Raw genomic sequence first — 25,050 nt, 5'->3', positions numbered from 1 at the left:
AAATAATGTGATGGGCATTATATTTTTATCAGATAGATCATGAGTGCTCTTTCACTTCGCCTGAAATTACTCACAATTAGAAAGATAAAACGAATGAACGGAGCTACATGATGAAACCCGTTATTCTGGTTGTGGATGATGACGAGGCAATCTGCACACTGCTCCAGGATGTGCTGAGTGAACACGTCTTTGCGGTGACCGCCTGTCACACCGGGCAGGATGCGCTGTGCTGCATTGAGGCTCAGCCGGATATCGCGCTGGTATTGCTGGACATGATGTTGCCCGATATTAATGGCCTGATGGTGCTTCAGCAGGTGCAAAAAATAAGGCCGGGATTACCGGTGGTGATGCTGACAGGGTTAGGTAGCGAATCGGATGTGGTTGTGGGGCTGGAAATGGGAGCTGACGATTATATCGGCAAACCGTTCAATGCGCGGGTGCTGGTGGCGCGGGTAAAAGCCGTGCTCAGGCGTGTCGGTGTTTTAACACCCGAAAGCAGCGGCCCACAAACTACGGGGTTATCCTTTAATGGCTGGCATCTTGACACCGCAGGTTGTCAGTTACGTAATCCTCAGCAATTGAAGGTGGACCTGACGCAGGGTGAATACAGTTTGCTGCTGGCGTTGGCACAGAACGCCCGCCGGGTGCTGAGCCGCGAACAATTACTGGAGTTGACGCGCAGCGACAGCGTTGAGGTGTTTGACCGCACTATTGATGTGTTAATCATGCGGCTGCGGCGAAAGATAGAGGTTAACCCGCATCAGCCGATGTTAATTAAAACCCTGCGCGGGCTGGGTTATGTTTTTGCCGCCGACGTGCAGCATCACGATAAGGCGGCGTGATCGTGCGCAGTTGCCGGATGCGGCGTAAACGCCTTATCCGGCCTACAAAAGCGATAACGACCCCGAGGCCTGATAAGCGTGGTTCATCAGGCATCAGCCATTCCGGCTTTTAATTCCTCCAGCGTTTTTGCGCCGTCGATTGCATTGGCACACAGCAGGCTTGCCCGCGCGCAGGCGTGTGCCAGCCTGATACTGTCTGCCAGCGACCAGCGCTCGTGGCAGCCATACAAAAATCCGGCGCAAAACGCATCTCCAGCCCCGACGCTGCCGACGATCTCCTCCTGCGCCAGGTAATGTGAGGGTATCCAGGCGCCAGCCTGATCCGGACTTTCACCCCATGCGCCTTCCGGACAGTGGATCACCACCCGCTGGCGTACACCCGCGTCCAGCAGTTCACGGGCGGCGGTGGCGATGTGCGCAGTATGCAACTCGCCGTTGGGCTGGCGGATCTCCAGTCCGCTGAATTCCCCGGCCTCCAGCTCATTGATCACCAGATAGTCGAGATGGCGCAGCGCTGGCATCACCAGCGGCTGGTAGCGTGGATCGCCTTTACGTGAAACCAGATCCAGCGACGTTTCAAAGCCGTTGTCGCGCATTTGTGCCAGTAGTCGTGCGCTTCGCGTACCGAACTCGTCGTCCGGCATGTCCAGACTGTCGAGCAGCAGCAGATACCCCAGATGGAAGATTTTCATCGAGGTATCCAGTTGCTCAAAAGCGGGCAGATCGAGTAGCCGATTGGCGCCCGGTGAGTGAAAAAAGGTGCGCTGGCCGCTGGGATCGGTCATCACCTGCGACATTGACGTGGGGGCGGATGTCGTGCGCTGAACATGCTGGCGATTAACGTGATACTGTTCCAGCATCGCCATGATGTAGTCGCCATCGCTGTCCTTGCCAATTAAGCCCACTGCCTGCAGCGGTAGCCCGGTGTGCATTTTTGCCAGCGTTAGCAGCACGTTCAGCGGCGCACCGCCCGTAGCGCGTTCGCTACGGGTGATCTCCGCCAGCCAGCCGCGTTCCGGCCACTGCACAATCTGGTGTACATGATCGACCAGCATGTTGCCTGCGGCGATAACGCCTTTGCGTTCCATCAGACCCGTCCCGCGCTGCCAAAAATGCGCATCTGTTCTGAAACAGTATCGGTAATGGCCTCTTCAATGCCGAGCAGCAGTTCGGCGAATTCGTCGTACAGCGGCTGGCGATTCGCCATCCGCGTCTCCACGGCCGACAGCGCCGCCTGCGACATGCCGGTATAGAAGTTGATTTTGTGAATGCCAAGCTCGATTGCCCGACGGAAATCGTCGTCGCTGATGCCGGAACCGCCGTGCAGTACCAGCGGGATCGCCGCCTGTTGGCGAATAGCGTCCAGACGCGGGAAGTCGAGCATCGGTTCGCCTTTATATTTGCCGTGGGCATTGCCAATGGCAACGGCCAGCGCGTCAATCCCGGTTCTGTCGACGAAATCACGCGCCATCATCGGATCGGTAAATAGCGACTCGTCGGCATGACCGTACAGCGCGCCGCCCTCATCACCGCCCACCGCGCCCAGTTCGGCTTCCACCGATACGCCGACGGCGTGGCACATCTTCACCACTTCGCGGGTTTGACGGATATTTTCTTCATACTCCAGCGTGGAACCATCGAACATCACTGAACTGAAACCTAAGCGTAGCGCCCGAACTACCGACTCAAAGTGCAGGCCGTGGTCGAGGTTCAGCACCACCGGAATGTCATGGCGTGCGGCTTCGAACTTGACCGCTTCGACTAAAGAATCCAGCGAGATATATTTAAAATGCACCTCGGCGATATTGATGATAAACGGCGAACGTTCCTGCTTTGCCGCGGCAAACAGCGCACGCAGGAAGTGTGAGTCCAGAACGTTGAATGCCCCTAAGGCATAGCGGTGCTCGCGGGCATGGGCAAGGCCATCAGCGAGAGATATCAACGGCATAATGCGCTCCTTGGTTAGCGGAACAGGCGATATTCGTTACACAGCACCAGCAGCGCCGGTTCGTCTTCTTCAATGTCGTTATAGCGGGCGATCGGTTGCAGAAAGTGGTTATCGTGGTCGTCGTCATTGACGGAAGAAACCTCGCCGACCAGCACGTCGCCAAAACCTTCTTCCGCCCAGAAGCTGTGATACAGGCCCGGCGGCAGACAGATGCTTTCCCCTGGAGCCAGGCGTAACTGGCTACCTGCGGCATGGGTTTGTCGGCAACCATCAATGACCACATTGACGTCGCTGTCCTCCGTTTGTTCTCTGATACCGGCGTTCCACAGTTCGACAATCAGATTGCCGCCGCCGCGATTGATGATGTCTTCACGCTTGCGCCAGTGAAAATGCATCGGCGTAACCTGGGCATCGCGAACATGCATGATTTTCTCGGCGTAGCATTTCTCGTATGGCATGCCTTTTGGCGAGCCATTCCGCAGGGTGAACAGCGTTAAGCCCTGAGCGGCGAAATTGTTGCCGCCAAATGCGGTGACATCCCAACCTAATTTGAGGTCAAAGACTTCGCTCCAGGCTCCGGCGTCGAGTTTGCGCCATTGCGTGGGTGGGAAGCTGGCGAAAGCGGGGAGATGCACGTCGTGCAGGGAAAAAAACTGGCGTGTGTGGCCAAGGATCTCGTTTATTGCGGAGCGTTTCATGGATTCTCCTGTGGCTGATCAGATGACCTTTATGTGGTTCTCTCTCAAGGAAGAGGGAGAAAACCAAAATCTTTCCTCGGGAACAGATGGGCATAATCCAGTTACCTCTCCCCTCACAGCAGAATAGGGAATAGCTATATTTTATTGTGTTTTTTTATGGGAGGATGTGATTTATTCAATAAAATAATAAATAAACAGAATCTTTTTATAAATGTTATTGTAAATCATTGGCTTAATGCTTTGTTTTTTTTAGTTGCCTCTCAGCTTTTGGAACCATTTGGATTTGTCTGCTGGATTGTTGCCTTACCATGAAAAAACGAATGCTGCACGATATACACCGTTTTGTAAGCAAACGATGCTATTAAATATAAAATCACACCAGTTAACCGTTTATTTATATGTCAGGGTTATATTACATGTTTGACTAATGATAATTAACTCACTTTCCAGATTTGTTTTCAGTAAAGAAATACCCCTTTTTTATTATTGTTGATATGCTGGCTGGACTTTATTTCTTATGTATTACTTTCTTTGGGTAAGGGATGCGATAATGAAAAAAGGTTCAGGATTCTATAATCTGGAAGGTATAGTTTCAGAGGAGAGTATAAATAAGTATTTATTCTCCGTGAGGGGGGAGGGTAGGTTAGAGGGGCTGGATGTTGAAACAATTGAAGGCCATGAAAATTTAAGTAAACCATACAGTTATAAAATCACATTTACATCAAAACTAAAAAATATCTCTCCTGACTCAATTCTAAATATTGAAGGGTCGCTACAAATCAGAGCACCTAATCATAACTGGAATAAATATATTCAGGGCTCTGAGAAGTGGCTATATGAACGACAAATTGAAGGCATCATTACGTCATTTTCACTTATTAGCACATCAGCGGATGAATCACTGTACGAAATCAGGCTGGAGCATAAGCTTGCATTACTCTCACGACGTAAGCGATCGGCTATTTACCTGAACATAAATGTGCCGAAACTGGTCACGCAGATCCTCAAAGAACATGCTTTTGCCGATTATGAAATCGATTTTGATAATCTTGTTTGTCTCTATCCCAACCGGGAAATGATCGTCCAGTGGGAGGAGTCAGATTTAGCATTTATCAGCCGCATCCTGTCAGAAGTCGGGATCTGGTTCAGGATCGCAAATCATCATGCTGTTTTGCACATTATGGTGCTTATCTTCAGCGATTCACAATGCCAATACATCTTTGATCAAAAGATTATGCACTCATCCCATGCCGGGTTGACATCAAATGATTATTCGATCGATAAGCTGGTATCAAAGCATAACGTTGTTTCCGCAGGTGTTAAAGCAAAGAACTTTGACTACCGGCTTGCCAACTCGCTAATACTTCACGCTGATGCCGATGGGGCGGAACAAACATCGGCGACGTATGGAATGGATTATCGTTATGCGGATATTCACCATCAGCCGGGATCGAAATTTGCTGAGGAACAACCGGGCGAGTCAAGCTGGTTCTATGCCAAACTGCATCACGAAATTATTCTTAATAATCAGTCCATTTTAAACGGCGTGACCACCAGTCCGTTGATTGTGCCTGGGATGGTGTTGGAGATCGGCGGCGTCATTCCACATGCCTTCACCTCGGGATTTGTGGTAACGGCAATGCGGGTGACGGGCAGGCGTGATGCAGCCCTTCAATCCCAACTGAGTGGTATTCCTTACCGTGAGCGCGTTTGCTTTCGACCGCGGCCATTACCCCGGCCACGTATCGCCGGTACTGTTCCCGCGATCGTTTCATCACCAATAGACAATGACCAATATGCTCACATCGATGTGCAGGGTCGTTATTGGGTGAAGTTTGATTTTGACCTCGACCAGCACAGGCAAGGTTATGAAAGCATGCCCGTTCGTCTGGCGCGGGTTTATGCCGGTGATACTTATGGTCATCACTTTCCGTTAATCCAGGGCACAGAGGTCGCCATTGCGTTTGAAGGCGGCGATCCGGAAAGACCTTTTATTGCACATGCTCTGCATCATGCCCCAAAGCCGGACCCCGTAACCAGCCGCAACAATACCCGCAACGTCATCCGCACTGCGGGTCTTAATAAGCTGCGGATGGAGGACCGACGCGGGCAGGAACACGTCAAGCTGAGTACCGAGTATGCCAAAACGCAGTTGAACATGGGCCATCTTGTTGATGCTGGCGGTAAACCCCGCGGCGAAGGCGCAGAACTACGCACCGATGACCGCGCGGTCCTGAGGGCGGCAAAGGGGATACTACTCACGACTGAGGCGCAGCCAAAAGCCCAGGGTAAGCAGCTCGATATGAACGCAGTGGTTCAGCAGCTTCAGGCCGCGCTTACGCTGGCAACGTCGCTTCAGCAGAGCGCGCTGACGGCACAGGCGTTAAATGTCGAAATGGGACCGCAGCAGCAGCTTAACGCCGCGCTTGAACAGCTTACCCGCTCGGGGCTGGTGGCCTACGCCGATCACGGTATGGCCCTGCTTACACCGCAAACGATGGCATTATCAGCAGACAAAGATTTGTCGCTAAACGCCGCCAGTAACGGCAGTTTTAACGTCTTTAAAAAACTCTCAATGGCCGTTGGACAGGGCCTGTCACTTTTCAGCAGAGCTATCGGAATCAAAATCATCGCCGCAAAAGATGATATTTCCGTCCAGGCGCAGCGTGGGGAAATGGGGCTGCTTTCTGATAAGCATTTTCATATTCAGAGTATGAACGGCAACGTGACCATCAGCGCCAGGAAGAATATCCAGCTTTTGTGCGGTGGTGGCGGTATCAGAATAAATGAAGACGGCTCAGTAAAAATATTCTCCCCCGCCAAGGTGCAGTTAAAAGGCACCATTCTTGACTGGAGCGGACCGGAGTCGGTGAAAGATAAAACCCCTGTCTTTCAGGAAGAGCAGTTTCATCGCCGCATTAAATTACATGGCTCTGGCAACCCAGACGATGTTCTGAAAAAAACAAAATTCAGACTGACTAAGGCATCAGGCGAAACCATTGAAGGCGTCACAGACGATGAAGGAATGACGCCGTTATTGGATATGACTGAAATGGACGAAATGAAAATGGAGATTTTACCAAATGAGTAACAGTCCCTTTAATCCGCGGGTGGTGGCGACAGGTGTACAGGGCGTGCCTAAATCAACGGGCGGAAAAATGGCGGTCTGCGACGTGCCCGTTAACTATTCCATGCCCTGCATTGTGATCCTTGTGCACGGCGTCAACGATGTGGGCGAGGCCTATCAGAATCAGGAGCAGGGTATTATCGCTGGCCTGAATGAACGTATGGGCCGCACGGATATGTATCCGCATGAATGGCAGCAGTACAAAATGGATATGGGCGATGGCGAGCAGCAGAATGTAAAAATGCCCGGACGCAGCCCGGTAATTCCATTTTATTGGGGGTATAAACCCGTCGATCATGCGACATATATAGAAGACCAGCGGCGTTATCGCGAAGAACGGGCTAAATCAGGAGATGCCGCAAAACTGCCTTACAACGCCTATCAGGAAGATGACAACGCAAAGCTGGAAAAGCTGGGTCATATTCCCCAAACCACCTTGAAATATCAGAATGATAATTTCGGCAACGTGCTGGACGATGTGTACGCCAAAGGCGGCGGTACCTTTGCCAATGCGACAACCACTATTCCGGATATGTTAGGCCCGGGCTCCGGCGGCCTGGCGAACGGTGCGGCAGGATTTGCATCACTGTATCTGAATGCCGGGGATTTTACGCACCCTATTTATGACAATCCGCACCGTATTTATCAGTTTTTTGCCGCGCAGCGGCTGGCTGATTTAATCCTGATGATTCGAAATAATAAACCTACTGAAAACGACCCCATTAATATCATTGCGCACTCCCAGGGAACGATAATCACCATGCTGGCTAATATGCTGGTAAAAGCAGCAGGAGCCAATCCCGCCGATTGCGTGATTCTCAACCATTCTCCCTACGCACTGGAAAAAACGGCTGCTGAAAGTGTCACACCTGGACATCACCAGACGGATCGCGCCCGACAGCAGACGTTCCGCAATTTCTGCCAGTTGATGGCGACCAACGCCAGATATGGCAAGGGGCAATATCACACGCAGGCCGAGATTGATGAATTAGAAGGCGCGCTGTGCCTGAGTAAAACCAATTCACAGTGGCGGCAGAATAAACTCTACGCGCGTAATAACTTTGGCAAGGTATATAACTATTTTTGCCCCAATGACAGTGTGGTTTCATTACTTAACGTCCAGGGTTTGGGCTGGCGGGGAGTCCCCCATAACATTGCCAGCGGCATAGACAATCTGCGCCAGCGGGTTTTCTGTGAAAATGGTCCGGAAATAGGCGGCAGCCCGCTGAGCGTGCCTTTTGAAATGCCGGCGTTAGAAAAGGATTGTTTTGATCAGGATACGGGTGCGACCAGACAATATACGTTTGCGGATGTTGTTGTGAATGGTGAGCCGCTCCCCGTTACCTTCAGGCATCAGTTACAGGGCGCGGGAAGCCAGTATAAATATTCGATAGCGCCAGGTTCACCCGATCAGGACATCTCATTTTCTGCAAAGGCGAATGTCATTGCGCGTACTGAAACCGACACCAAAAACCTGAGCGGGGCCGGTTTTGATTCTTTACAGCCGGGCCAGGCGTTAACGCCCGCAGAACTCACGATATTCGCCAAAAAATATGGCAAGCGATATACCAAAGGCGTTGTTCTGGGCGGGGGATACAATAAGACCGTTCAGTTGATTTATGAAAAAACGCCGGATGAGTTAAAAAAAGAATGGCTGCAATCAGAGCAGATTGGTTACAGCCAGCATTCCTCTATTGTTATGTCAAAAGATGCCCCCGCGAAAGCGATGGCCTTCGATCTGGCGGTGGGAATATGCAGGGCATTTGATCACCGCTGCGGAGAATTCTGGACCGAGCTACTCCTGCGCGGGGACTGGCGTATGAAGCGTAATGGTCTTCAGGAAGCAGTTGAATATTATAAATCAGGAGAGCTAAACGACAGGAAAACAAAAATATATATGAATAAACCAGATGATATTTTACCGACAGGAGCGTTTGGCGTGGTTAACGAATATTGCCATTCAACAACGGTTAAACCTGCCAGACATAATGAAATATATAATACCGAGACACCCAATCTGCAATGGGATATGCCCAAAATACTTAACGTTTAAGGATGAATTATGATAATGGGAAATGTGGTAAGAGTAATCGTCGTAGCAATTTCACTATGTGTTATCTCTGGCTGTACAAAAAAAACACCCTCACAGGTTATTTATCGTTATGATGATAATCGTTATCTGGAGTTAAAAGGCTATTATTGTGAGGGAGCACTTTGGTATCATGACATTAGAAAAGATATTCATAAAGAGATATATGATGGAGTATTTGCTTCCTTCAGGATATTCTCTGGGATATATATCCATCCATCGGATAAATACATCTTTATTCCTGAATGGGAACCCGGTGCATATACAATATCTAAAGACTATGGACAAACGTGGCAGGTTGCAACGTATATGTCCCCATCTCAGGGGCAAGAGAAAAATTCAGATGGGAATATGGTCGACAGGCCTGAAGGAAAAGAAATAAAAAGAGTGGTGGTGGTTAATAATCAGGCATTTATTACCACGGCGAAGGGGCATTTATATCTGAGTTCATATCCTTTTGACGACCCGCGTCTGGCGCCGGGTGGGCCGGGTATAGATTATCAATTCTTTGATGATACATATTATCTCTACAGACCAGGCAAGCATAAATCCAGTGGTGAATATGTTAACGCGCATATCAGACCTGAATCGCCAGGGTATGCGTGGGGTATGGTTATTTTTATGAAAAAGGGATTGGATAATCTTGTTGAGTCAGAAAAAGCGAATTATCAAAACCTGCCGGACAAAGAACCGGAGGTGGTGGGCTATAAGGGCTGGACCCGGATGCACTGCGATATGGATGCGGGGAAATAATTTGCAATGGGATATGCCCAAACCTCTTAACGTTTAAGGATGAATTATGATAATGGGAAATGTGGTAAGAGTAATCGTCGTAGCAATTTCACTATGTGTTATCTCTGGCTGTACAAAAAAAACACCCTCACAGGTTATTTATCGTTATGATGATAATCGTTATCTGGAGTTAAAAGGCTATTATTGTGAGGGAGCACTTTGGTATCATGACATTAGAAAAGATATTCATAAAGAGATATATGATGGAGTATTTGTTTCCTTCAGGATATTCTCTGGGATATATATCCATCCATCGGATAAATACATCTTTATTCCTGAATGGGAACCCGGTGCATATACAATATCTAAAGACTATGGACAAACGTGGCAGGTCGCAACGTATATGTCCCCATCTCAGGGGCAAGAGAAAAATTCTGATGGGAATATGGTAGATAGACCTGAAGGAAAAGAAATAAAAAGAGTGGTGGTGGTTAATAATCAGGCATTTATTACCACTGCACAGGGGCATTTATATATGAGCTCATACCCTTTTGACGACCCGCGCTTAAAACCGGGTGGTCCGGGTATAGATTATCAATACTTTGATGACACGTATTATCTCTACAGACCAGGCAAGCATAAATCCAGTGGCAAGTATGTGGACGGTCATACCAGTCCTGAGTTTCCAGGTGCCGCCTGGGGAACGGTGGTGTTTATGAAAGCATCTTTAGCCCATTTAACGGAAGGTTATAAGGCTAACTATCAAAACCTGCCGGACAAAGAACCGGAGGTGGTGGGCTATAAAGGCTGGACCCGGATGTACTGCGATATGGATGCGGGGAAATAATCTGCAATGGGATATGCCTGACCCACTTAACGTTTAAGGATAAATTATGAAACCAGGAATTACGGTAAGAATAATAATCGGCGCAGTTTCACTATGCGCCATCGCTGCCTGTACAAAAAAAATACCCTCACAGGTTATTTATCGCTATGATGATAACCGGTATCTTGAACTAAAGGGCTTCGATTGCGAAGGTGCACTTTGGTATCATGATACCAGGAGGAATATACATAAGGAGTTAGTAAATGGTGTTTATTCAACGTATCAGATCTTTTCTGGGGTATATATTCACCCGTCAGATAAGTATATTCTGATACCGCGATGGGAACCTGGGGCATATAAAATATCTAAAGATTACGGACAAACGTGGCAGGTTGCAACGTATATGTCCCCATCTCAGGGGCAAGAGAAAAATTCAGATGGGAATATGGTCGACAGGCCTGAAGGAAAAGAAATAAAAAGAGTTGTGGTGGTTAATAATCAGGCATTTATTACCACGGCGCAGGGGCATTTATATCTGAGCTCATACCCTTTTGACGACCCGCGTCTGGCGCCGGGTGGTCCGGGTATAGATTATCAATTCTTTGATGACACCTATTATCTCTACAGACCAGGCAAGCATAAATCCAGTGGCGAGTATGTGAACGCGCATATCAGACCTGAATCTCCAGGGTATGCGTGGGGTATGGTTATTTTTATGAAAAAAGGGCTGGATAATCTTGTTGAGTCAGAAAAAGCGAATTATCAAAACCTGCCGGATAAAGAACCGGAGGTGGTGGGCTATAAAGGCTGGACCCGGATGTACTGCGATATGGATGCGGGGAAATAATATGAAAGGTGTCATCAGGCTAAACGATCCGCTGGAAAATGGCGGATATGTTAATAAAGCTTCTGGTAGCAAGTTTATGGGAATTGCTGTTGCCTTAATGGGGGATACTGTTGTTTGTATTCTGCACAAAGGCACCTTCCCAATACTTGATTTTGAGCCAACCTGGACAATGGACGGCAAAGGCGTAGTTGTGGATGGTTGTAGGGCCGCATGCGGCTGTGCAATAAAAACTACACTGCCCACGGCGGGGACAAGCAAATGAGGAAATGGAAGATACCAAACAAGAATCCCTGGCAAGAACCAAAACAATTCCCGCTGAATATTATGCTGATCATTGGCTGTGCTACATTTCTATTTTTTATAACGTACAATATATTCAGCTGGTTGCAGGACAAGAAGGTTCCTGATGATCTGATATGGAATGCAATAGGCATCCCATCGCTAATAGTGTTAGCAATCTGGTGTGTGGCAGTCATCATTTACGGCCTTATATATTTTCCATGTTACTATGCGGGTTATCTTGAGCAGTATGGTATGAATCAGTGGAAAAACTGGGCAATACGGGCATTGCCGCTTTTAGACTATTCATCCATTCTCCCGGTGCCTGAACTGGCATTAAAAATTCAGAAACTAGAGGGTGAAGCGCCAGCTGGTTCGGCAACGCCTCTACGCATTGATATTGAAGTTGACTCAATGGATGACACCAGAGTTGATAAAGTGCTAAGGCAGTTGATAGAGCCCCTCAAAAATTCTCTTATCAGGGATTATCGGCCTTTTAATACCTGGCTGTACGTTAAAGGGGCGGATGACACTATCGGCAATAGTTTCAAGGCGGTGCTGGCAAGCCTGGACATCCCCAACGATAAGGTCGGAAAAATTAATATTCTTTACGAGTGCCCTGATTATTTCTTAATTAATGACTGGGTTGATTTAAATATGTCTGAAAATCACCTGGTTATTGCAGTTGAATTGCATGATGAAAATAATTCTGACTTTTTCGAAAGTGCTAATGCTTTTATTTTTACCAATACAAATTTGCTTGAAGACAAAGACACGCCTTTATATTTATTACGCATGATGGACAGTACGCCTTATTACCTTGATGAAATCGTAAATACATATCTTTCTGCACAGCAGGTAGATGTTAGTAAAATTAAAAAACTGTGGTTCAACTCACTGGATAAACAGTCAAAATTCGTATTGTTTAGTGGGGTAGAAAATGCAAAAACGAGTATTTTAGCCGATAGTCGATATGAACTGGAGGCCGTCACTGGGCAAAGCACAGAGGTTCAGCGCTGGGTTGTCTTGGCATTGGCTGCGGATGCTGCAAAATATGGGCAAGGCCATCAGTTATTCGCCAGTACATCCGCAGATACTATTCAATCCGGCATAATAGCGGCTAAACATCCAGGATCTTGTCCGGCACTTGAGAAGCTGGATTTCGATGATTATTGGAGAGTCATAAAATTGTGCGCCATTATTTTATGGGGTTTAGGATATATATGTCTCGTGCCAATGGAAATATTCCAAAATCACCCATGGTATACGCTTATTCCTTTAGTTATTGGTATTCCGATTATTTACACGGCGATTATGTTTTTTTCTTTTATATTGAGTCATAATATAGAGGAGGAAATGGATATTTATTACTCCCAGTTTTTATGAGGTAAGCGCCCTGGCGGGCGCTCTTGTTTCTTTTACTCTCTATGTGTCAGGAGAGCATCAGTCGGTTCAGGATTTATTTCACCGTCCAACCCTTATAACTACCGACGTTGTTTTTATCGATCATCGTCACCGGGATCAGCACGGGTTCTTTCGGGGCGGGTTTCCCCTGCAATATGTTATAGCCGATTTCGACCGCTTTGGCAGCCATCACCTGCGGATCTTGTGCCGGAGTCGCCACAAATAATGAGTTTTCGCGCTTCAGCGCTTCTTCGCCGTCCGGCGAGCCATCTACGCCGACAATAAAGAATTCGCTACGCTGAGCCTGTTTCGCTGCCAGATCGGCACCGATCGCCGTCGGATCGTTAATGGCGAATACGCCGTCGATCTTCGGATTCGCCGCCAGCAGCGCGGTCATGATCTCCAGCCCGCCTTCGCGACTGCCTTTGGCGTTTTGGTTATGCGACAGCACCTTGATATCGGGATGGCGTTTGAACTCGGTTTGGCAACCTTCCACGCGGTTCTGGACGGCGGAAACCGGCGGCCCGTTGATGATGACGACGTTGCCTTTGCCTTTCAGGCGGTCGGTAATGTATTTACAGGCCATTTCGCCTGCCTGGGTGTTATCGGAGGTGATGGTTGCATCAGCCCCTTCGGCCGCCACGTCAACGGCGACCACCACGATCCCCGCGTCTTTCGCGCGTTTTACCGCTGGGCCGATGCCTTTGGAATCCGCCGCGTTAAGAATGATCATATCGACTTTGGCGGCAATAAAGTTGTCGATTTGCGACACCTGTTGCCCCAGATCGTAGCCGCTGGAAACCAGCGTCACTTTGACGTTATCACCGGCCAGTTTGCGTGCTTCCAGCTCCGCGCCTTTGGTGATTTGTACGAAGAACGGGTTGGCCAGATCGCCCACCGTAACGCCGATCGATTTCAGTTCTTTTGCCTGCACAAACGGAGCTGCAGCAAGCAGTGCGCCAGCACAGAGCGCGGTCACTAATGGCTTCAAACGCATACTCGTTTCCTCACGTAGGGTATTGTTGTTATACGCCTGATGGCGCTGCGCTTATCAGGCCTACGAATATGTAGGCCAGTAAGCTTGTCTATGCACTTTGATGGTGTCGGGTACGGTATTTGTCGATCAGCACCGCTATGATGATCACCGCCCCTTTGATCACCAGTTGCCAGAAATAGGAGACGCCCATCAGCGTCATGCCGTTATTGAGCGTGGCGATTATCAACGCCCCCACCAGCGTGCCGGTGATGGTGCCGATCCCGCCGACAAAGCTGGTGCCGCCGAGGATCACCGCCGCGATGGCGTCCAGCTCATAACCCATGCCTAAGTTGCCGTTGGCGCTATATAGCCGCGAGGCGCTCATCACCCCGCCAAGGCCTGAGAGCAAACCGCTCATGCCGTAGACGAACAGCAGCACCAGCCATACTTTGATACCGGTTAAACGTGCGGCCTGCATATTGCCGCCAACCGCGTAGATATGAACGCCCAGCGTGGTGCGGCGCAGAATGAACCAGCACACTACTACCACCGCCAGTGCAATCACCACCAGCCACGGTACCGGACCGAGATAGTTGTTGCCGATCCACTCAAAGCTGATGTTGGAGTTGATAACCGTCGTGCCATCCGCCAGCAGGTACGCCGCGCCACGTAACGCGGTATACGTTCCAAGCGTGACGATAAACGGCGGCAGTCCGGCGAAGGCGACCAGTGCGCCATTAAACAGGCCCAGCACCAGGCCGAGCATCAGCGCCGCCGGAATCGACAGCATGGCAAACTCAGGAATAAGAGAAACGACCATGGCCGCAACGGCGGTGGTGCCGAGAATTGAACCGACGGAGAGATCGATCCCGCCAGTCAGGATGATGAAAGTCATGCCAGCCGCCAGCACGATATTGATCGACGCCTGGCGGGTAATATTCAGCAGATTGCTCTCAGTAAAAAAGTTTGGCGCGATAAAGCCAAACACCGCCACAATCAGGATCAGAATAGGTAAGATGCCGACCGTTTGCATCAGATCGCTCATCAGCATTCTTTTCGCGGAGGCGGATTTCGCCACCTGCTGGGAAGGGGTTGGATTATTCATGGGGCACCGCCTGATGATGGGAGTCGTTCACGCCGGTTGCCAGCGTCATAATGTTTTCCTGGGTAATGCTTTTCCCGTCCAGCTCGCCGGCAATACTGCCTTCCCGCATGACATATACCCGATCGCTCATGCCGACCACTTCCGGCAGTTCACTGGAGATCATCAGGATCGCCACGCCTTTGCGCGCCATATCGTTCATGATCCGGTAGATCTCGCTTTTGGCGCCGACGTCTACGCCGCGCGTGGGTTCATCGAGGATCAAAATGCGCGGGCCGATCGCCACCCAGCGTGAAATCAGCAATTTTTGTTGATTACCACCAGACAGCCCACCCGCCCGTACCTGAGCATGCGGCACGCGGATGTTGAGTAATTGAATCGCGTCATCGGAAATGGCCTGCGCTTTTTTGCGATCGAGCAGCCCCCAGTTGGCGTCACGCTCCAGCGTCGCCATGGTGATGTTTTCTGCCGCTGCCAGCTCTAAAAATAATCCCTGCTCTTTGCGGTTCTCGGTCAGAAAGCCAATGCCGTGGTCAATTGCTTCACGCGGGGAGTGGATCACCACCGGTTCGCCGTCGACTTCAATCATGCCGCCGATGGCTTTGCGTACGCCAAAAATCAGCTGCGCCAGTTCAGAACGTCCGGCTCCCACCAGACCCGCAAGGCCGACGATCTCCCCGGAGCGCACCAGCAAGCTGCACGGTTGCACTTTGTTGCCATCAGTCAGGTGATGAACATTGAGGCGCGCTTTGCCTAAGGGAATATCGCGCTCTTTGTTGAACAGATCGCTTAACGGACGGCCCACCATCATGCGCACCAGCTCCGAGGCGTTGAGCTTGTCGCGGGTCAGGCTGCCAACATATTGTCCGTCGCGCAGGACGCTGACGCGATCGGAGAGTTCATAGACTTCCGCCATGCGGTGGCTGATATAGATAATCGCCATTCCTTCATCGCGTAGACGCATGATCAGTTCAAACAGGCGGTGTGTTTCACGTGAGGAGAGGGCGGCGGTGGGTTCATCCATCACCAGGATACGGCTGTTACGGTGCAGGGCGCGGGCGATTTCGACCTGCTGCTGTTCGGCGATGGTCAGCGTCATTACCCGGTCGCTGGCCTTAAACTGGGCACCGAGTCGGTCGATAACCTTCTGCGACTGCATCACCATCTCTTTGCGCTGGACCAGACCACCGCGCGATAGCTCGCTGCCAAGAAAGATATTTTCCGCTACCGTCAGGTTTGGCGCGAGCTGCATCTCCTGATAAATCAGCGTGATGCCTGCACTTAATGCATCCTTTGGCCCACGAATATGAAAAGGTTGTCCGTCAATCAGGATCTCGCCGCTGGTGGCGGTATAGGCGCCCGCGAGGATCTTCATCAGGGTGCTTTTCCCCGCGCCGTTCTCGCCCATCAGAGCATGGATCTCACCTGGCCAGACCGTTAAATCGACCCCTTTCAGCGCGTAAAATTTGCCAAACGCTTTGGCAATGTTGCGCATTTCCAGAACCGGTGTCCTGCTCATCGCGGATCTCCTGCGGGGTGGCCGATATCAGCAGTCCATCACAGGAATGTAAATGCAAAATGTCAGAAGCCGTTCATATTTGTCATATTGCGATTTTTCTTCATGGAGCGTGATATGCCGCAACCGGGACGTCACTTTTTCGCCAGCGCGCGCGGGCGATTACTGTTTTTCAACCTGCTGGTGGTGGCGGTCACGTTGATGGTGAGCGGCGTGGCGGTGCTGGGTTTTCAGCACGCCAGTCAGATTCAGGAGCAGGTGCAACAGCAAACCGTTGATGACATGACCGGCAGCATGAACCTGGCGCGCGATACGGCAAATGTAGCAACGGCGGCGGTGCGGCTCTCTCAGGTGGTGGGGGCGCTGGAATACAAAGGCGAAGCGGAACGTCTACAGGAGACCCAGCGGGCGCTGAAGCATTCGCTGGAACAACTGGCCGCTGCGCCGCTGGCACAGCAGGAGCCGGGGCTGGTTGAGCGTATTATTCAACGCAGCAATGAGCTGCAAAGCAGTGTGGAAGGTATGTTGCAGCGCGGACAGCGGCGGCATCTGGAGCGTAACGCGCTACTCAGTTCGCTGTACCAGAATCAAAGCTACTTACGCCATCTGCAAAAGTTGACTGACGCACAGGATGACGCGCTGCTGGATCAGATGGATCGCTTAATTATCGCCGCCATTGAAACACCTACGCCGCGATCGGTGGTCAAACAACTGGACGGCGTGATGCCCGCGCTGCCTCTGCAAGACAGTAATCTGCTGATTAGCCGTATTCTCAATGATTTCAATCAGGAACTGCATAAGCTGGAGCCGCTTTCTGCCGCACTGGAACAAAGCGATCTGGCGATCAACTGGTATATGTTTCATATCAAAGCGCTGGTCGCGATCCTCAACAGTGATATCAATCAGTATGCCTCGCAGGTGGCGCTGATCTCCGAACAGCGGGTGGCACAAAGCCATCAGGAACTGCAATCCGGCGCGTTGTTTATTTTAGTGTTTGCGCTGCTGGCGGTGGTGATCACTGGTTTTGCCGGTTGGTATATCTACCGCAATCTTGGCTCCAACCTGACGGCCATTTCACGGGCGATGACCCGGCTGGCGCACGGTGAATCGGACGTCAGCGTCCCGGCTCTGCAACGTCGCGACGAGCTGGGAGAACTGGCCCGTGCCTTTAGCGTCTTTGCCCGTAATACGGCGTCGCTGGAGCACACCACCCGATTGCTAAAAGAAAAAACCAGCCAGATGGAAATCGACCGCACCGAGCGCCAGGGGCTGGAAGAAGCGCTGTTGCATAGCCAAAAGCTGAAGGCGGTGGGGCAACTGACGGGCGGATTGGCGCATGATTTCAATAACCTGCTGGCGGTGATTATCGGCAGTCTGGATCTGGTGGCTCCGAATTCGCCCGATGCGCCGCGGATTCATCGGGCGCTAAAAGCGGCTGAACGTGGGGCGCTGCTGACCCAGCGGCTGCTGGCCTTTTCGCGCAAACAGTCTTTGCATCCGCATGCGGTAGAGCTGAAAACGCTGCTGGAAAACCTGGGCGAGTTGATGCGTCATTCGCTACCCGCCACGTTGACGCTGGAGATTGAAGCCCAGTCGCCTGCCTGGCCGGCGTGGATTGACGTCAGCCAGTTGGAAAACGCCATTATCAATCTGGTGATGAACGCCCGTGATGCCATGGACGGGCAGACGGGCACGATTAAAATCCGTACCTGGAATCAGCGGGTTACGCGCAGCGATGGGCGTAAGCAGGATATGGTGATGCTGGAGGTTGCCGACCAGGGTAGCGGCATGTCGCAGGAGGTGAAAGCCCAGGTCTTCGAGCCGTTTTTCACGACCAAACAAACCGGCAGTGGGAGTGGGCTGGGGCTGTCGATGGTGTACGGCTTTGTGCGCCAGTCCGGTGGTCGGGTGGAAATTGAGAGCGCGCCGGGGCAGGGAACCACCGTCAGACTACAGCTTCCTCGTGCCGTTGTGCCGGTGCAAGTTCCGGTCGAACCGATAGCAGAACATCCTGCGACCCGCGGTGAGAAGCTGGTTCTGGTGCTTGAAGATGAGGCTGATGTGCGTCAGACGTTGTGCGAACAATTACACCTTTTGGGCTACCTGACGCTCGAAGCCGCTAACGGCGAACAGGCAATGCATATGCTGGCGGCTTCAGCAGAGATTGATATTCTTGTCAGTGACTTAATGTTGCCAGGCGGATTGAGTGGCGCGGATGTGGTCAATCATGCCCTGAAGCATTATCCCCAACTGAATATTCTGCTGATTAGCGGCCAGGATTTACGCCCGGCGCATAATCCGGCGTTGCCGGATGTGGCGCTATTGCGTAAACCGTTTACCCGAGGGGAACTGGCCCAGGCGCTGCGACGCGCACGTAATTGAGATTCCTCCGCTACTCGCGTCAAAGCACTTTGATTACCGTGGGGTCAGTTTCTTTATGAGGCTGGTTTTATGAAACGCTCTCCGACGCTCTTTTTATTCAGTTTGTTGATGTTGACGACGATTTCGGCGCATGCAGACATTATTGATGACGCCATTGGCAATATTCAACGTGCCGTCAGCGATGCCTATAATCCGGATAACAATCGGGATTATGACGACTCACGTGATGATGGCTGGCAGCGTCAGATGAGTGACGATCGCCGTAGGCAGTACGACAATCGTCGTCGCCAGTTCGAAGACCGCCGTCGTCAGTTAGACGACCGCCAGCGGCAGCTCGATCAGGACCGTCGACAGTTAGAAGACGAAGAACGCAGAATGGAAGAGGACTACGATCGTTAGCGCAATCTTTCGCTGGCAAGGTTATAGACTTCACTACGCTCGCGTTTACCGACGGCAACGACCGCGATAACCAGGGTGTCGTCAATGACTTGATAAACAAGACGAAACCCTGATGTTCGTAGTTTGATTTTGTAGCAATCTTTTATTCCCCTGAGCTTTGCTGAAGGAACATGTGGATTTTCACAGCATTTCTTTAGTTTTTTGGCAAATTGCTGCTGAATGGTTTTATCAAGTTTTTGCCATTCTTTCAGCGCATCTTCCCTGAACTTTACCGTATAACTCATAAATAGCTGTCCAGATCCACATCCACCAGAGGTTGTTGGCTACGTTCATGCACTAATTTAACCAGCTGTTGGTCGTCCAGCGCATCGAGCATTTTTTCGTAAAGCTCTGCTGGCACGCAATAAAAAGCGGGCTGGTTACGGTTCAGGATTGCGACCGGAAACCCATCTCCTGCGCTAACCGTCGCCATCGGGTTCTTTTTTAGCTCACTCACACTCGCGGTGGTATCGCTTAAAATGATATGCGGCATAATCGCTCCTAAAGACCATTTAACTGGTCTTAATATAGGATTTAAGAGACCTGTTAACAAGTCTTATTGTCTGGGTAATTAATCCAGCACAATTTCCATGCCGTCATACCCCGCCTCAAATCCTGCCGGCAGCAGATTTTCCATCATCCACAGGTCGAACTGATGACTGATGTGCGTCAGGATCACCCGTGGGCAGCGGATAACCTCGTTTAGGGCGATGACGGTATTTACATCGCTGTGATTGCGTGGCGGCTCGGCGCGTGGGGCGTGGCTGCAGTCGATGATAATCACTTGCGGCTGGTTATTGAGGAGAAATTTCAGCGTTTTGTCGGGAAGCCCGGCGGTATCGGAAAGCCACGCCACGCGGCTGTGCGCTGTTTCCAGCAGGTAGCCAAACGTAAGCTTAGAGTGGTTGAGCGGTAAAGGGGTCACCTGCAATCCCTGTAAATCGAACACCACAAACGGCGCGACGGTCTGGCTAAAATCCAGAATACCGGGATGCTTAAACAGATCGTCGCAGCCCTGTTCATCCGGTGGGCCGTACACCGGGATTGTTTTTCCCACCCCCCAGCGCAGCGGAAACAGTCCCTGTACATGATCCATATGATAGTGAGTGAGCAGGAACTGCTGGAAACTGCCTGCCGGCCAGTCGTCCATCAGATGGGGGATCCCTGCATCCAGAAGCGTCACCGCGTCGTTGAATTTGACCACGCCACTGCAGGGGCGCCGGCGGTATTGCGCCTGTAAACGTGCTCGTTGGCAGGCGGCACAGCTGCAGCCAAAAGCCGGTACCAACTGTGCGCCGCCGGTTCCTGTAAGCGTAATGGTCAGACTCATCGCATCCCCCTACAACGGCTTGGTAAAGCGAAAATGGCTCTGCGTATAACCTTCGCGGCGGTAAAAACGATGCGCATCAAGGCGCTGCGTGCTGGTGGAAAGCTCGGTCATTTCCGCCCCCGCTTCGCGCGCGGTGGCTTCGGCCCAGGCCAGCAACTGGCTGCCTACCTTTAACCCCCGTGCCTGCGGCATCACCACCAGTTCCTGAATCTCACCAATCCAGTTAGCGTGGTGCAGGTGAAACTGCAAATGCAGACCGATCAATCCGATGACCTGTCCGTCAAGCAGCGCCAGTTGGTAGTGCATATTGGGGTCTTGCAGATTTGCTATATACCCGGTGCTAAAGGCCTGGTGGTCGAATTTACCCTGCTTCAGTTCGCAGACCAGTGCGTAAACCGCATCGGTGTCGTACAGCGTAGCGCGGCGTAATTCACAGACAGACATGTTTCTTCTCCTTACGTCCCATCAGGGTGAGCAGTGTATCGACTGACTGTAGCAAACTTCCATCGTTATCGAGGACGTGGCAGTCGTCAGGCGCGTAGCGGGCTGCGCGTTCAAGGCGGGCAGCGATTTCCGTTTCGCTTTCCCGTCCGCGTGCCTGCAGACGTTGGCGTAAAATCGCCGGAGAAACCTGTAAGCAGATAGGCATTAAAGCCGTGCCATAGCGTGATTGCGCCTGCGGCAGATGGGCGCGTGAACCGTTGACCACCACATCAAAACCCGCATGCAGCCAGAGGTCAATCTCCACGCCGACGCCGTAGTACAAACCGTTGGCATGCCAGCTTAGCGCCAGCAGGTTCTGCCCGGCGCGGGTAAAAAACTCTGGTTCACTGAGGGCGATGTGGTTTTCATTCCCGGCATTGGCCGCCCGGGTGATGTAACGATGTGCCACCAGCAATTGTGCCGGTTCCTGTTGGCGGAGTTCCGCCAGCAGACTGTCCTTTCCGGAGCCGGATGGCCCCATCAGCCAGATCAGTTTACCCATAGTCAGAATACCCTTTTGCCCTGACGCCAGACGTGGTCGATATGGATGTTGCCGCCTTTGCGGTGTGCCAGCACCAGATCTGCGCGTTTTCCTTCGGCAACCACGCCGCGGTCGTCAAGATTCAACGCCCGCGCTGGATTACGGGTCACCAGACGAATAGCCTGTGGCAGCGTAAAACGGTTGGTATCGTCATCCGCGACACGAAATGCTGCGTCGAGCAGACTGGCGGGGTAGTAATCGGAAGAGAGGATATCCAGTAGCCCCAGTTCGGCCAGCTTATGGGCTGCTACGTTGCCGGAGTGCGAACCGCCTCGCACGATATTCGGCGCGCCCATCAGCACGTTCATGCCATGCTGGCGCGAGGCTTCGGCGGCTTCGAACGTCGTGGGAAATTCGGCAATCACGCTGCCAAGTTGATGCGATTCCAGCACATGATCGTGGGTGGCGTCATCGTGGCTCGCCAGTGCAATCTGGCGCTCACGACACATCTGGGCAATCGCCGTGCGATTGGGCTGTGACCAACGCGCTGCCAGCGCTAACTGTTCTTCTTCGTAGCGGGCCATCTGCTCGTCGGTGAGCGAATACTTGCCCTGATAATACTCGCGGTACTTCTCGCGATTGGCGAACTGACGCTGGCCTGGCGAGTGATCCATCAGCGACACCAGCGTTACCGGCTCGCGGCTGACCAGTTTTTCAAACAGCGGCAGGGTAGTGTGATGCGGCAGTTCGCAGCGCAGATGCAGACGGTGCTCAGCGCGATTGACCCCGCGCTTTTGCGTCTCTTCCACCGCATTGATCATTTTTTCCAGGTTTTCCAGGCGGTCGCCACCGTCGCGCACATCGCCAATCGCCACCGCATCCAGCACGGTGGTAATACCGCTGGCAACCATTAGCGCATCGTGGCTGCTCATTGCCGAGTGGGCAGGCCAGTCTACCTTCGGGCGCGGGGTGAAAAACTTGTCGAGGTTATCGGTATGCAGCTCGATAAGTCCCGGCAGCAGCCAGCCGCCTTCACCATCCAGCGCTTCAGGCAAGCTGCTCGGGCTTTCGGCAAAAGTGCGAATAACTCCGCCTACAATTTCCAGCGATCCTTGCACCACTTCATCTTCCAGCACCAGCTTTACATTGTTGATAATCATGCTGTTGTTCCCATCAGGTGCAGACGATCTGCTACGCGGTCGCGCACGGTTTGATCGTGAAAAATGCCGACAATTGCCGCGCCGCGGGCTTTTGCTTCTTCAATCAGCGCCACCACGGCGGCGCTGTTTTTGGCGTCCAGCGAGGCGGTAGGCTCATCGAGCAGCAGAATGGGATAATCGACAATAAACCCACGGGCGATGTTGACGCGCTGCTGTTCGCCGCCGGAAAAGGTTGATGGCGCGAGATGCCACAAGCGCTCAGGAACATTCAGGCGGGTGAGCAGGTTCGCGGCTTTGGCTGCACATTCCTCACGAGATACGCCCAGATCCAGCAGCGGCTGCATCACCACATCCAACGCGGAAATCCGTGGGATCACGCGCAGGAACTGACTTACCCAACCGATAGTTGAACGACGGACCTCCAGCACTTTACGGGCCGGAGCCTGCACCAGATCCACCCATTCGCCGCTATGGCGAATATGGATATGTCCTTCATCTGGCAGGTAGTTGGCGTACAGCGAACGTAGCAGCGTCGATTTACCGCTGCCGGAATGGCCGTGCAGCACGACGCATTCGCCGTTTTTAACGTCCAGAGTCGCGTTTTGCAGCACCGGCAGACGCACGCCGTTTTGCTGATGCAGTACAAAGGTTTTACTGACATTTTCAACGCGGATCGCGTTCATTTTTAGCCTCTTTAAACATTTGTGCGTTCAATTGCCTGATGGCGCTGCGCTTATCCGGCCTACAACCAATGCCGCTCCGTAGGCCGGATAAGGCGCAGCCGAGCCGCCATCCGGCACAACAAAAATCAGTTCTGTAAAACAGATGACACCAGCAGTTGGGTATACGGATGGTGCGGATCGTCGAGCACGCGATCGGTTAACCCACTTTCCACCACCTGGCCCTGTTTCATCACCAGCAAACGGTCGGCCAGCAGACGTGCCACGCCCAAATCATGGGTGACAATCACCACTGCCAGATCCAGTTCCACCACCAGGCCACGCAGCAGGTCGAGCAGCTTGGCTTGTACCGAGACGTCCAGGCCACCGGTCGGTTCGTCCATAAACACCAGTTTGGGATGGGTGACGAGGTTGCGGGCGATCTGCAAACGCTGCTGCATGCCGCCGGAAAAGGTGGTCGGCAGGTCATCGATACGCGAGGCGGGGATCTCCACCTCTTCCAGCCAGCGCTGGGCGGTGGCGCGGATGTCGCCGTAGTGGCGTGCGCCGGTGGCCATCAGGCGTTCACCAATATTGCCGCCTGCGGAGACCTGACGGCGCAGGCCGTCCAGCGGATGCTGGTGCACTACGCCCCATTCGGTGCGCAGCAGACGGCGACGATCGGCCTCGTTCATGCCGTACAGCGAACGGTTCTGATATAAGATCTCACCGTTTTGTGGCGTCAGCCGTGAAGAGATCGATTTCAGCAGCGTGGTTTTACCGGAACCGGATTCCCCAACGATGCCCAGCACTTCGCCAGGCCACAGGTCAAAAGAGACATCGCTGAAGCCTTTGCCCGGCGCGTAGAGATGGGTCAGGTTGTTGACTGAAAGCAGCGGTTGCGTCATTGGCTGAGGGCCTCGCTCTGTTGGCGGCAGTAGTCGGTGTCGGAGCAGACAAACATGCGTTTGCCGCTGTCATCGAGCACCACTTCGTCGAGATAGCTGTGGGTTGATCCGCAGATGGCGCAAGGTTCATCCCAGCTCTGCACGGTAAATGGGTGATCGTCGAAATCGAGGCTTTCCACCCGCGTATACGGTGGTACGGCATAGATACGTTTTTCACGGCCCGCGCCAAACAGTTGCAGGGCTGGCATCATGTCCATCTTCGGGTTGTCAAATTTCGGGATGGGCGACGGGTCCATGACGTAGCGGTCGTTAACCTTCACCGGATAGGCGTAGGTGGTGGCGATATGGCCGAAGCGGGCGATATCTTCATACAGTTTCACCTGCATGATGCCGTACTCTTCCAGCGCGTGCATGGTGCGGGTTTCCGTTTCGCGCGGTTCGATAAAGCGCAGCGGCTCGGGGATCGGCACCTGGAAGATGATTATCTGATCTTCCACCAGCGGCGTTTCCGGGATGCGGTGGCGGGTCTGGATTAAGGTCGCGTCTTCCGTGCGCTCGGTGGTATTCACCCCGGTCACGCGCTTGAAGAAGTTGCGGATCGACACGGCGTTGGTGGTGTCATCCGCGCCCTGGTCAATCACCTTCAGTACGTCCGGTTCGCCAATCACGCTGGCGGTAAGCTGAATACCGCCCGTACCCCAGCCGTACGGCATTGGCATTTCGCGTCCGCCAAACGGCACCTGATAGCCGGGGATGGCCACCGCTTTCAGAATGGCGCGACGGATCATGCGTTTGGTCTGCTCATCAAGATACGCAAAGTTGT

The 25,050-nt window shown here is 52.1% G+C and carries 25 protein-coding genes; 10 read left to right on the top strand and 15 right to left on the bottom strand.

The features are described from left to right. Window positions 1-110 precede the first annotated feature (110 nt). On the top strand, window positions 111-842 hold the full coding sequence (locus HV261_RS00575; RefSeq protein ID WP_137381225.1) for a response regulator: 732 nt from the start codon (window positions 111-113) through the stop codon (window positions 840-842). An 86-nt stretch (window positions 843-928) separates the two neighbouring features. Here HV261_RS00575 and HV261_RS00570 read toward each other — a convergent pair whose 3' ends face one another. The 3 genes from HV261_RS00570 to HV261_RS00560 are packed head-to-tail and all read right to left on the bottom strand — an operon-like array spanning window position 929 to window position 3,488. Next, the gene (locus tag HV261_RS00570; RefSeq protein WP_202039637.1) at window positions 929-1,933 is read right to left on the bottom strand and encodes a carbohydrate kinase family protein; all 1,005 of its coding nucleotides are present in this window, start codon (window positions 1,931-1,933) and stop codon (window positions 929-931) included. Beyond that, window positions 1,930-2,790, bottom strand: a complete 861-nt coding sequence (locus HV261_RS00565; protein ID WP_202037158.1) for a ketose 1,6-bisphosphate aldolase — start codon at window positions 2,788-2,790, stop codon at window positions 1,930-1,932. Before HV261_RS00565 ends, HV261_RS00570 begins: the two co-directional genes overlap by 4 nt. Before the next feature lie 14 nt (window positions 2,791-2,804). Beyond that, on the bottom strand, window positions 2,805-3,488 hold the full coding sequence (locus HV261_RS00560) for a D-lyxose/D-mannose isomerase (RefSeq protein WP_202037157.1): 684 nt from the start codon (window positions 3,486-3,488) through the stop codon (window positions 2,805-2,807). Between the two features lie 550 nt (window positions 3,489-4,038). Here HV261_RS00560 and HV261_RS00555 point away from each other — a divergent pair. From HV261_RS00555 to HV261_RS00525, 7 genes are read left to right on the top strand one after another with little or no spacing between them, the layout of a single operon-like run. Beyond that, complete coding sequence (locus HV261_RS00555; protein WP_202037156.1) at window positions 4,039-6,579, top strand: type VI secretion system Vgr family protein; 2,541 nt, start codon at window positions 4,039-4,041, stop codon at window positions 6,577-6,579. Beyond that, complete coding sequence (locus tag HV261_RS00550; RefSeq protein ID WP_202037155.1) at window positions 6,572-8,668, top strand: Tle3 family T6SS lipase effector; 2,097 nt, start codon at window positions 6,572-6,574, stop codon at window positions 8,666-8,668. The genes HV261_RS00555 and HV261_RS00550 overlap by 8 nt, the downstream gene beginning before the upstream one ends. Before the next feature lie 9 nt (window positions 8,669-8,677). After that, the gene (locus HV261_RS00545) at window positions 8,678-9,457 is read left to right on the top strand and encodes a T6SS immunity protein Tli3 family protein (RefSeq protein ID WP_202037154.1); all 780 of its coding nucleotides are present in this window, start codon (window positions 8,678-8,680) and stop codon (window positions 9,455-9,457) included. A gap of 46 nt (window positions 9,458-9,503) precedes the next feature. Next, the gene (locus HV261_RS00540; RefSeq protein ID WP_202037153.1) at window positions 9,504-10,283 is read left to right on the top strand and encodes a T6SS immunity protein Tli3 family protein; all 780 of its coding nucleotides are present in this window, start codon (window positions 9,504-9,506) and stop codon (window positions 10,281-10,283) included. A 46-nt stretch (window positions 10,284-10,329) separates the two neighbouring features. Continuing rightward, window positions 10,330-11,109 carry a T6SS immunity protein Tli3 family protein gene (locus HV261_RS00535; protein WP_202037152.1) on the top strand — a complete coding sequence of 260 codons (780 nt, stop codon included), beginning with the start codon at window positions 10,330-10,332 and terminating at the stop codon, window positions 11,107-11,109. Between the two features lies 1 nt (window position 11,110). Then, window positions 11,111-11,371 (top strand): PAAR domain-containing protein, encoded by a 261-nt coding sequence (locus HV261_RS00530; RefSeq protein ID WP_043018109.1) that lies wholly within the window; start codon window positions 11,111-11,113, stop codon window positions 11,369-11,371. Next, window positions 11,368-12,774: a KPHS_23130 family T6SS system protein gene (locus HV261_RS00525; protein WP_202037151.1), complete on the top strand. Its 1,407-nt coding sequence runs from the start codon at window positions 11,368-11,370 to the stop codon at window positions 12,772-12,774. Before HV261_RS00530 ends, HV261_RS00525 begins: the two co-directional genes overlap by 4 nt. A gap of 73 nt (window positions 12,775-12,847) precedes the next feature. Here the strand turns inward: HV261_RS00525 and HV261_RS00520 are convergent, their stop codons facing one another. The 3 genes from HV261_RS00520 to HV261_RS00510 all read right to left on the bottom strand — a co-directional run bounded on the left by HV261_RS00520 (window position 12,848) and on the right by HV261_RS00510 (window position 16,389). After that, window positions 12,848-13,789 carry an ABC transporter substrate-binding protein gene (locus HV261_RS00520; RefSeq protein ID WP_202037150.1) on the bottom strand — a complete coding sequence of 314 codons (942 nt, stop codon included), beginning with the start codon at window positions 13,787-13,789 and terminating at the stop codon, window positions 12,848-12,850. Between the two features lie 88 nt (window positions 13,790-13,877). Continuing rightward, on the bottom strand, window positions 13,878-14,873 hold the full coding sequence (locus HV261_RS00515; RefSeq protein WP_202037149.1) for an ABC transporter permease subunit: 996 nt from the start codon (window positions 14,871-14,873) through the stop codon (window positions 13,878-13,880). Continuing rightward, the gene (locus tag HV261_RS00510) at window positions 14,866-16,389 is read right to left on the bottom strand and encodes a sugar ABC transporter ATP-binding protein (protein WP_202037148.1); all 1,524 of its coding nucleotides are present in this window, start codon (window positions 16,387-16,389) and stop codon (window positions 14,866-14,868) included. Before HV261_RS00510 ends, HV261_RS00515 begins: the two co-directional genes overlap by 8 nt. A gap of 114 nt (window positions 16,390-16,503) precedes the next feature. Between HV261_RS00510 and HV261_RS00505 the strand changes: the two genes are divergently transcribed. Both HV261_RS00505 and yjdP read left to right on the top strand, forming a co-directional pair. After that, window positions 16,504-18,768, top strand: coding sequence for an ATP-binding protein (locus tag HV261_RS00505; RefSeq protein ID WP_202037147.1), 2,265 nt, complete (start codon window positions 16,504-16,506; stop codon window positions 18,766-18,768). A gap of 69 nt (window positions 18,769-18,837) precedes the next feature. Continuing rightward, window positions 18,838-19,167, top strand: a complete 330-nt coding sequence (gene yjdP, locus HV261_RS00500; protein WP_202037146.1) for a DDRRRQL repeat protein YjdP — start codon at window positions 18,838-18,840, stop codon at window positions 19,165-19,167. Here the strand turns inward: yjdP and HV261_RS00495 are convergent. The 9 genes from HV261_RS00495 to phnJ all read right to left on the bottom strand — a co-directional run bounded on the left by HV261_RS00495 (window position 19,164) and on the right by phnJ (window position 25,015). Continuing rightward, complete coding sequence (locus HV261_RS00495; RefSeq protein ID WP_202037145.1) at window positions 19,164-19,451, bottom strand: type II toxin-antitoxin system RelE family toxin; 288 nt, start codon at window positions 19,449-19,451, stop codon at window positions 19,164-19,166. The genes yjdP and HV261_RS00495 overlap by 4 nt on opposite strands. Next, the gene (locus tag HV261_RS00490) at window positions 19,448-19,699 is read right to left on the bottom strand and encodes a type II toxin-antitoxin system Phd/YefM family antitoxin (RefSeq protein WP_006688247.1); all 252 of its coding nucleotides are present in this window, start codon (window positions 19,697-19,699) and stop codon (window positions 19,448-19,450) included. Before HV261_RS00490 ends, HV261_RS00495 begins: the two co-directional genes overlap by 4 nt. 78 nt (window positions 19,700-19,777) lie before the next feature. Next, window positions 19,778-20,536 carry a phosphonate metabolism protein PhnP gene (gene phnP / locus HV261_RS00485; RefSeq protein ID WP_202037144.1) on the bottom strand — a complete coding sequence of 253 codons (759 nt, stop codon included), beginning with the start codon at window positions 20,534-20,536 and terminating at the stop codon, window positions 19,778-19,780. Window positions 20,537-20,545: 9 nt separating this feature from the next. Continuing rightward, on the bottom strand, window positions 20,546-20,980 hold the full coding sequence (gene phnO, locus HV261_RS00480) for an aminoalkylphosphonate N-acetyltransferase (protein ID WP_137382893.1): 435 nt from the start codon (window positions 20,978-20,980) through the stop codon (window positions 20,546-20,548). Further along, window positions 20,967-21,521 carry a ribose 1,5-bisphosphokinase gene (gene phnN / locus HV261_RS00475; protein WP_202037143.1) on the bottom strand — a complete coding sequence of 185 codons (555 nt, stop codon included), beginning with the start codon at window positions 21,519-21,521 and terminating at the stop codon, window positions 20,967-20,969. The genes phnO and phnN overlap by 14 nt, the downstream gene beginning before the upstream one ends. A 2-nt stretch (window positions 21,522-21,523) precedes the next feature. Continuing rightward, entirely contained in the window at window positions 21,524-22,660 is a 1,137-nt protein-coding gene (gene phnM / locus HV261_RS00470; protein ID WP_202037142.1) for an alpha-D-ribose 1-methylphosphonate 5-triphosphate diphosphatase, read from the bottom strand. Further along, complete coding sequence (gene phnL / locus HV261_RS00465) at window positions 22,657-23,343, bottom strand: phosphonate C-P lyase system protein PhnL (RefSeq protein ID WP_202037141.1); 687 nt, start codon at window positions 23,341-23,343, stop codon at window positions 22,657-22,659. The genes phnM and phnL overlap by 4 nt, the downstream gene beginning before the upstream one ends. Before the next feature lie 125 nt (window positions 23,344-23,468). Continuing rightward, window positions 23,469-24,227 (bottom strand): phosphonate C-P lyase system protein PhnK, encoded by a 759-nt coding sequence (gene phnK, locus HV261_RS00460; protein ID WP_003826710.1) that lies wholly within the window; start codon window positions 24,225-24,227, stop codon window positions 23,469-23,471. Next, window positions 24,224-25,015, bottom strand: a complete 792-nt coding sequence (phnJ, locus tag HV261_RS00455; protein ID WP_326929171.1) for an alpha-D-ribose 1-methylphosphonate 5-phosphate C-P-lyase PhnJ — start codon at window positions 25,013-25,015, stop codon at window positions 24,224-24,226. The genes phnK and phnJ overlap by 4 nt, the downstream gene beginning before the upstream one ends. Window positions 25,016-25,050 lie beyond the last annotated feature (35 nt).

This window comes from Citrobacter sp. RHBSTW-00671 (assembly GCF_014103415.1).
Lineage (GTDB): Bacteria > Pseudomonadota > Gammaproteobacteria > Enterobacterales > Enterobacteriaceae > Citrobacter.
This window is presented reverse-complemented; position numbering and strand designations above follow the sequence as displayed.

Bases quoted from the DNA above. Each gene is read 5' to 3' on its own strand.
- HV261_RS00575 (WP_137381225.1), top strand. From the start codon at position 111: ATGAAACCCGTTATTCTGGTTGTGGATGATGACGAGGCAATCTGCACA.
- HV261_RS00565 (WP_202037158.1), bottom strand. From the start codon at position 2,790: ATGCCGTTGATATCTCTCGCTGATGGCCTTGCCCATGCCCGCGAGCAC.
- HV261_RS00560 (WP_202037157.1), bottom strand. From the start codon at position 3,488: ATGAAACGCTCCGCAATAAACGAGATCCTTGGCCACACACGCCAGTTT.
- HV261_RS00555 (WP_202037156.1), top strand. From the start codon at position 4,039: ATGAAAAAAGGTTCAGGATTCTATAATCTGGAAGGTATAGTTTCAGAG.
- HV261_RS00550 (WP_202037155.1), top strand. From the start codon at position 6,572: ATGAGTAACAGTCCCTTTAATCCGCGGGTGGTGGCGACAGGTGTACAG.
- HV261_RS00545 (WP_202037154.1), top strand. From the start codon at position 8,678: ATGATAATGGGAAATGTGGTAAGAGTAATCGTCGTAGCAATTTCACTA.
- HV261_RS00540 (WP_202037153.1), top strand. From the start codon at position 9,504: ATGATAATGGGAAATGTGGTAAGAGTAATCGTCGTAGCAATTTCACTA.
- HV261_RS00535 (WP_202037152.1), top strand. From the start codon at position 10,330: ATGAAACCAGGAATTACGGTAAGAATAATAATCGGCGCAGTTTCACTA.
- HV261_RS00530 (WP_043018109.1), top strand. From the start codon at position 11,111: ATGAAAGGTGTCATCAGGCTAAACGATCCGCTGGAAAATGGCGGATAT.
- HV261_RS00525 (WP_202037151.1), top strand. From the start codon at position 11,368: ATGAGGAAATGGAAGATACCAAACAAGAATCCCTGGCAAGAACCAAAA.
- HV261_RS00520 (WP_202037150.1), bottom strand. From the start codon at position 13,789: ATGCGTTTGAAGCCATTAGTGACCGCGCTCTGTGCTGGCGCACTGCTT.
- HV261_RS00515 (WP_202037149.1), bottom strand. From the start codon at position 14,873: ATGAATAATCCAACCCCTTCCCAGCAGGTGGCGAAATCCGCCTCCGCG.
- HV261_RS00510 (WP_202037148.1), bottom strand. From the start codon at position 16,389: ATGAGCAGGACACCGGTTCTGGAAATGCGCAACATTGCCAAAGCGTTT.
- HV261_RS00505 (WP_202037147.1), top strand. From the start codon at position 16,504: ATGCCGCAACCGGGACGTCACTTTTTCGCCAGCGCGCGCGGGCGATTA.
- yjdP (WP_202037146.1), top strand. From the start codon at position 18,838: ATGAAACGCTCTCCGACGCTCTTTTTATTCAGTTTGTTGATGTTGACG.
- HV261_RS00495 (WP_202037145.1), bottom strand. From the start codon at position 19,451: ATGAGTTATACGGTAAAGTTCAGGGAAGATGCGCTGAAAGAATGGCAA.
- HV261_RS00490 (WP_006688247.1), bottom strand. From the start codon at position 19,699: ATGCCGCATATCATTTTAAGCGATACCACCGCGAGTGTGAGTGAGCTA.
- phnP (WP_202037144.1), bottom strand. From the start codon at position 20,536: ATGAGTCTGACCATTACGCTTACAGGAACCGGCGGCGCACAGTTGGTA.
- phnO (WP_137382893.1), bottom strand. From the start codon at position 20,980: ATGTCTGTCTGTGAATTACGCCGCGCTACGCTGTACGACACCGATGCG.
- phnN (WP_202037143.1), bottom strand. From the start codon at position 21,521: ATGGGTAAACTGATCTGGCTGATGGGGCCATCCGGCTCCGGAAAGGAC.
- phnM (WP_202037142.1), bottom strand. From the start codon at position 22,660: ATGATTATCAACAATGTAAAGCTGGTGCTGGAAGATGAAGTGGTGCAA.
- phnL (WP_202037141.1), bottom strand. From the start codon at position 23,343: ATGAACGCGATCCGCGTTGAAAATGTCAGTAAAACCTTTGTACTGCAT.
- phnK (WP_003826710.1), bottom strand. From the start codon at position 24,227: ATGACGCAACCGCTGCTTTCAGTCAACAACCTGACCCATCTCTACGCG.
- phnJ (WP_326929171.1), bottom strand. From the start codon at position 25,015: ATGATCCGTCGCGCCATTCTGAAAGCGGTGGCCATCCCCGGCTATCAG.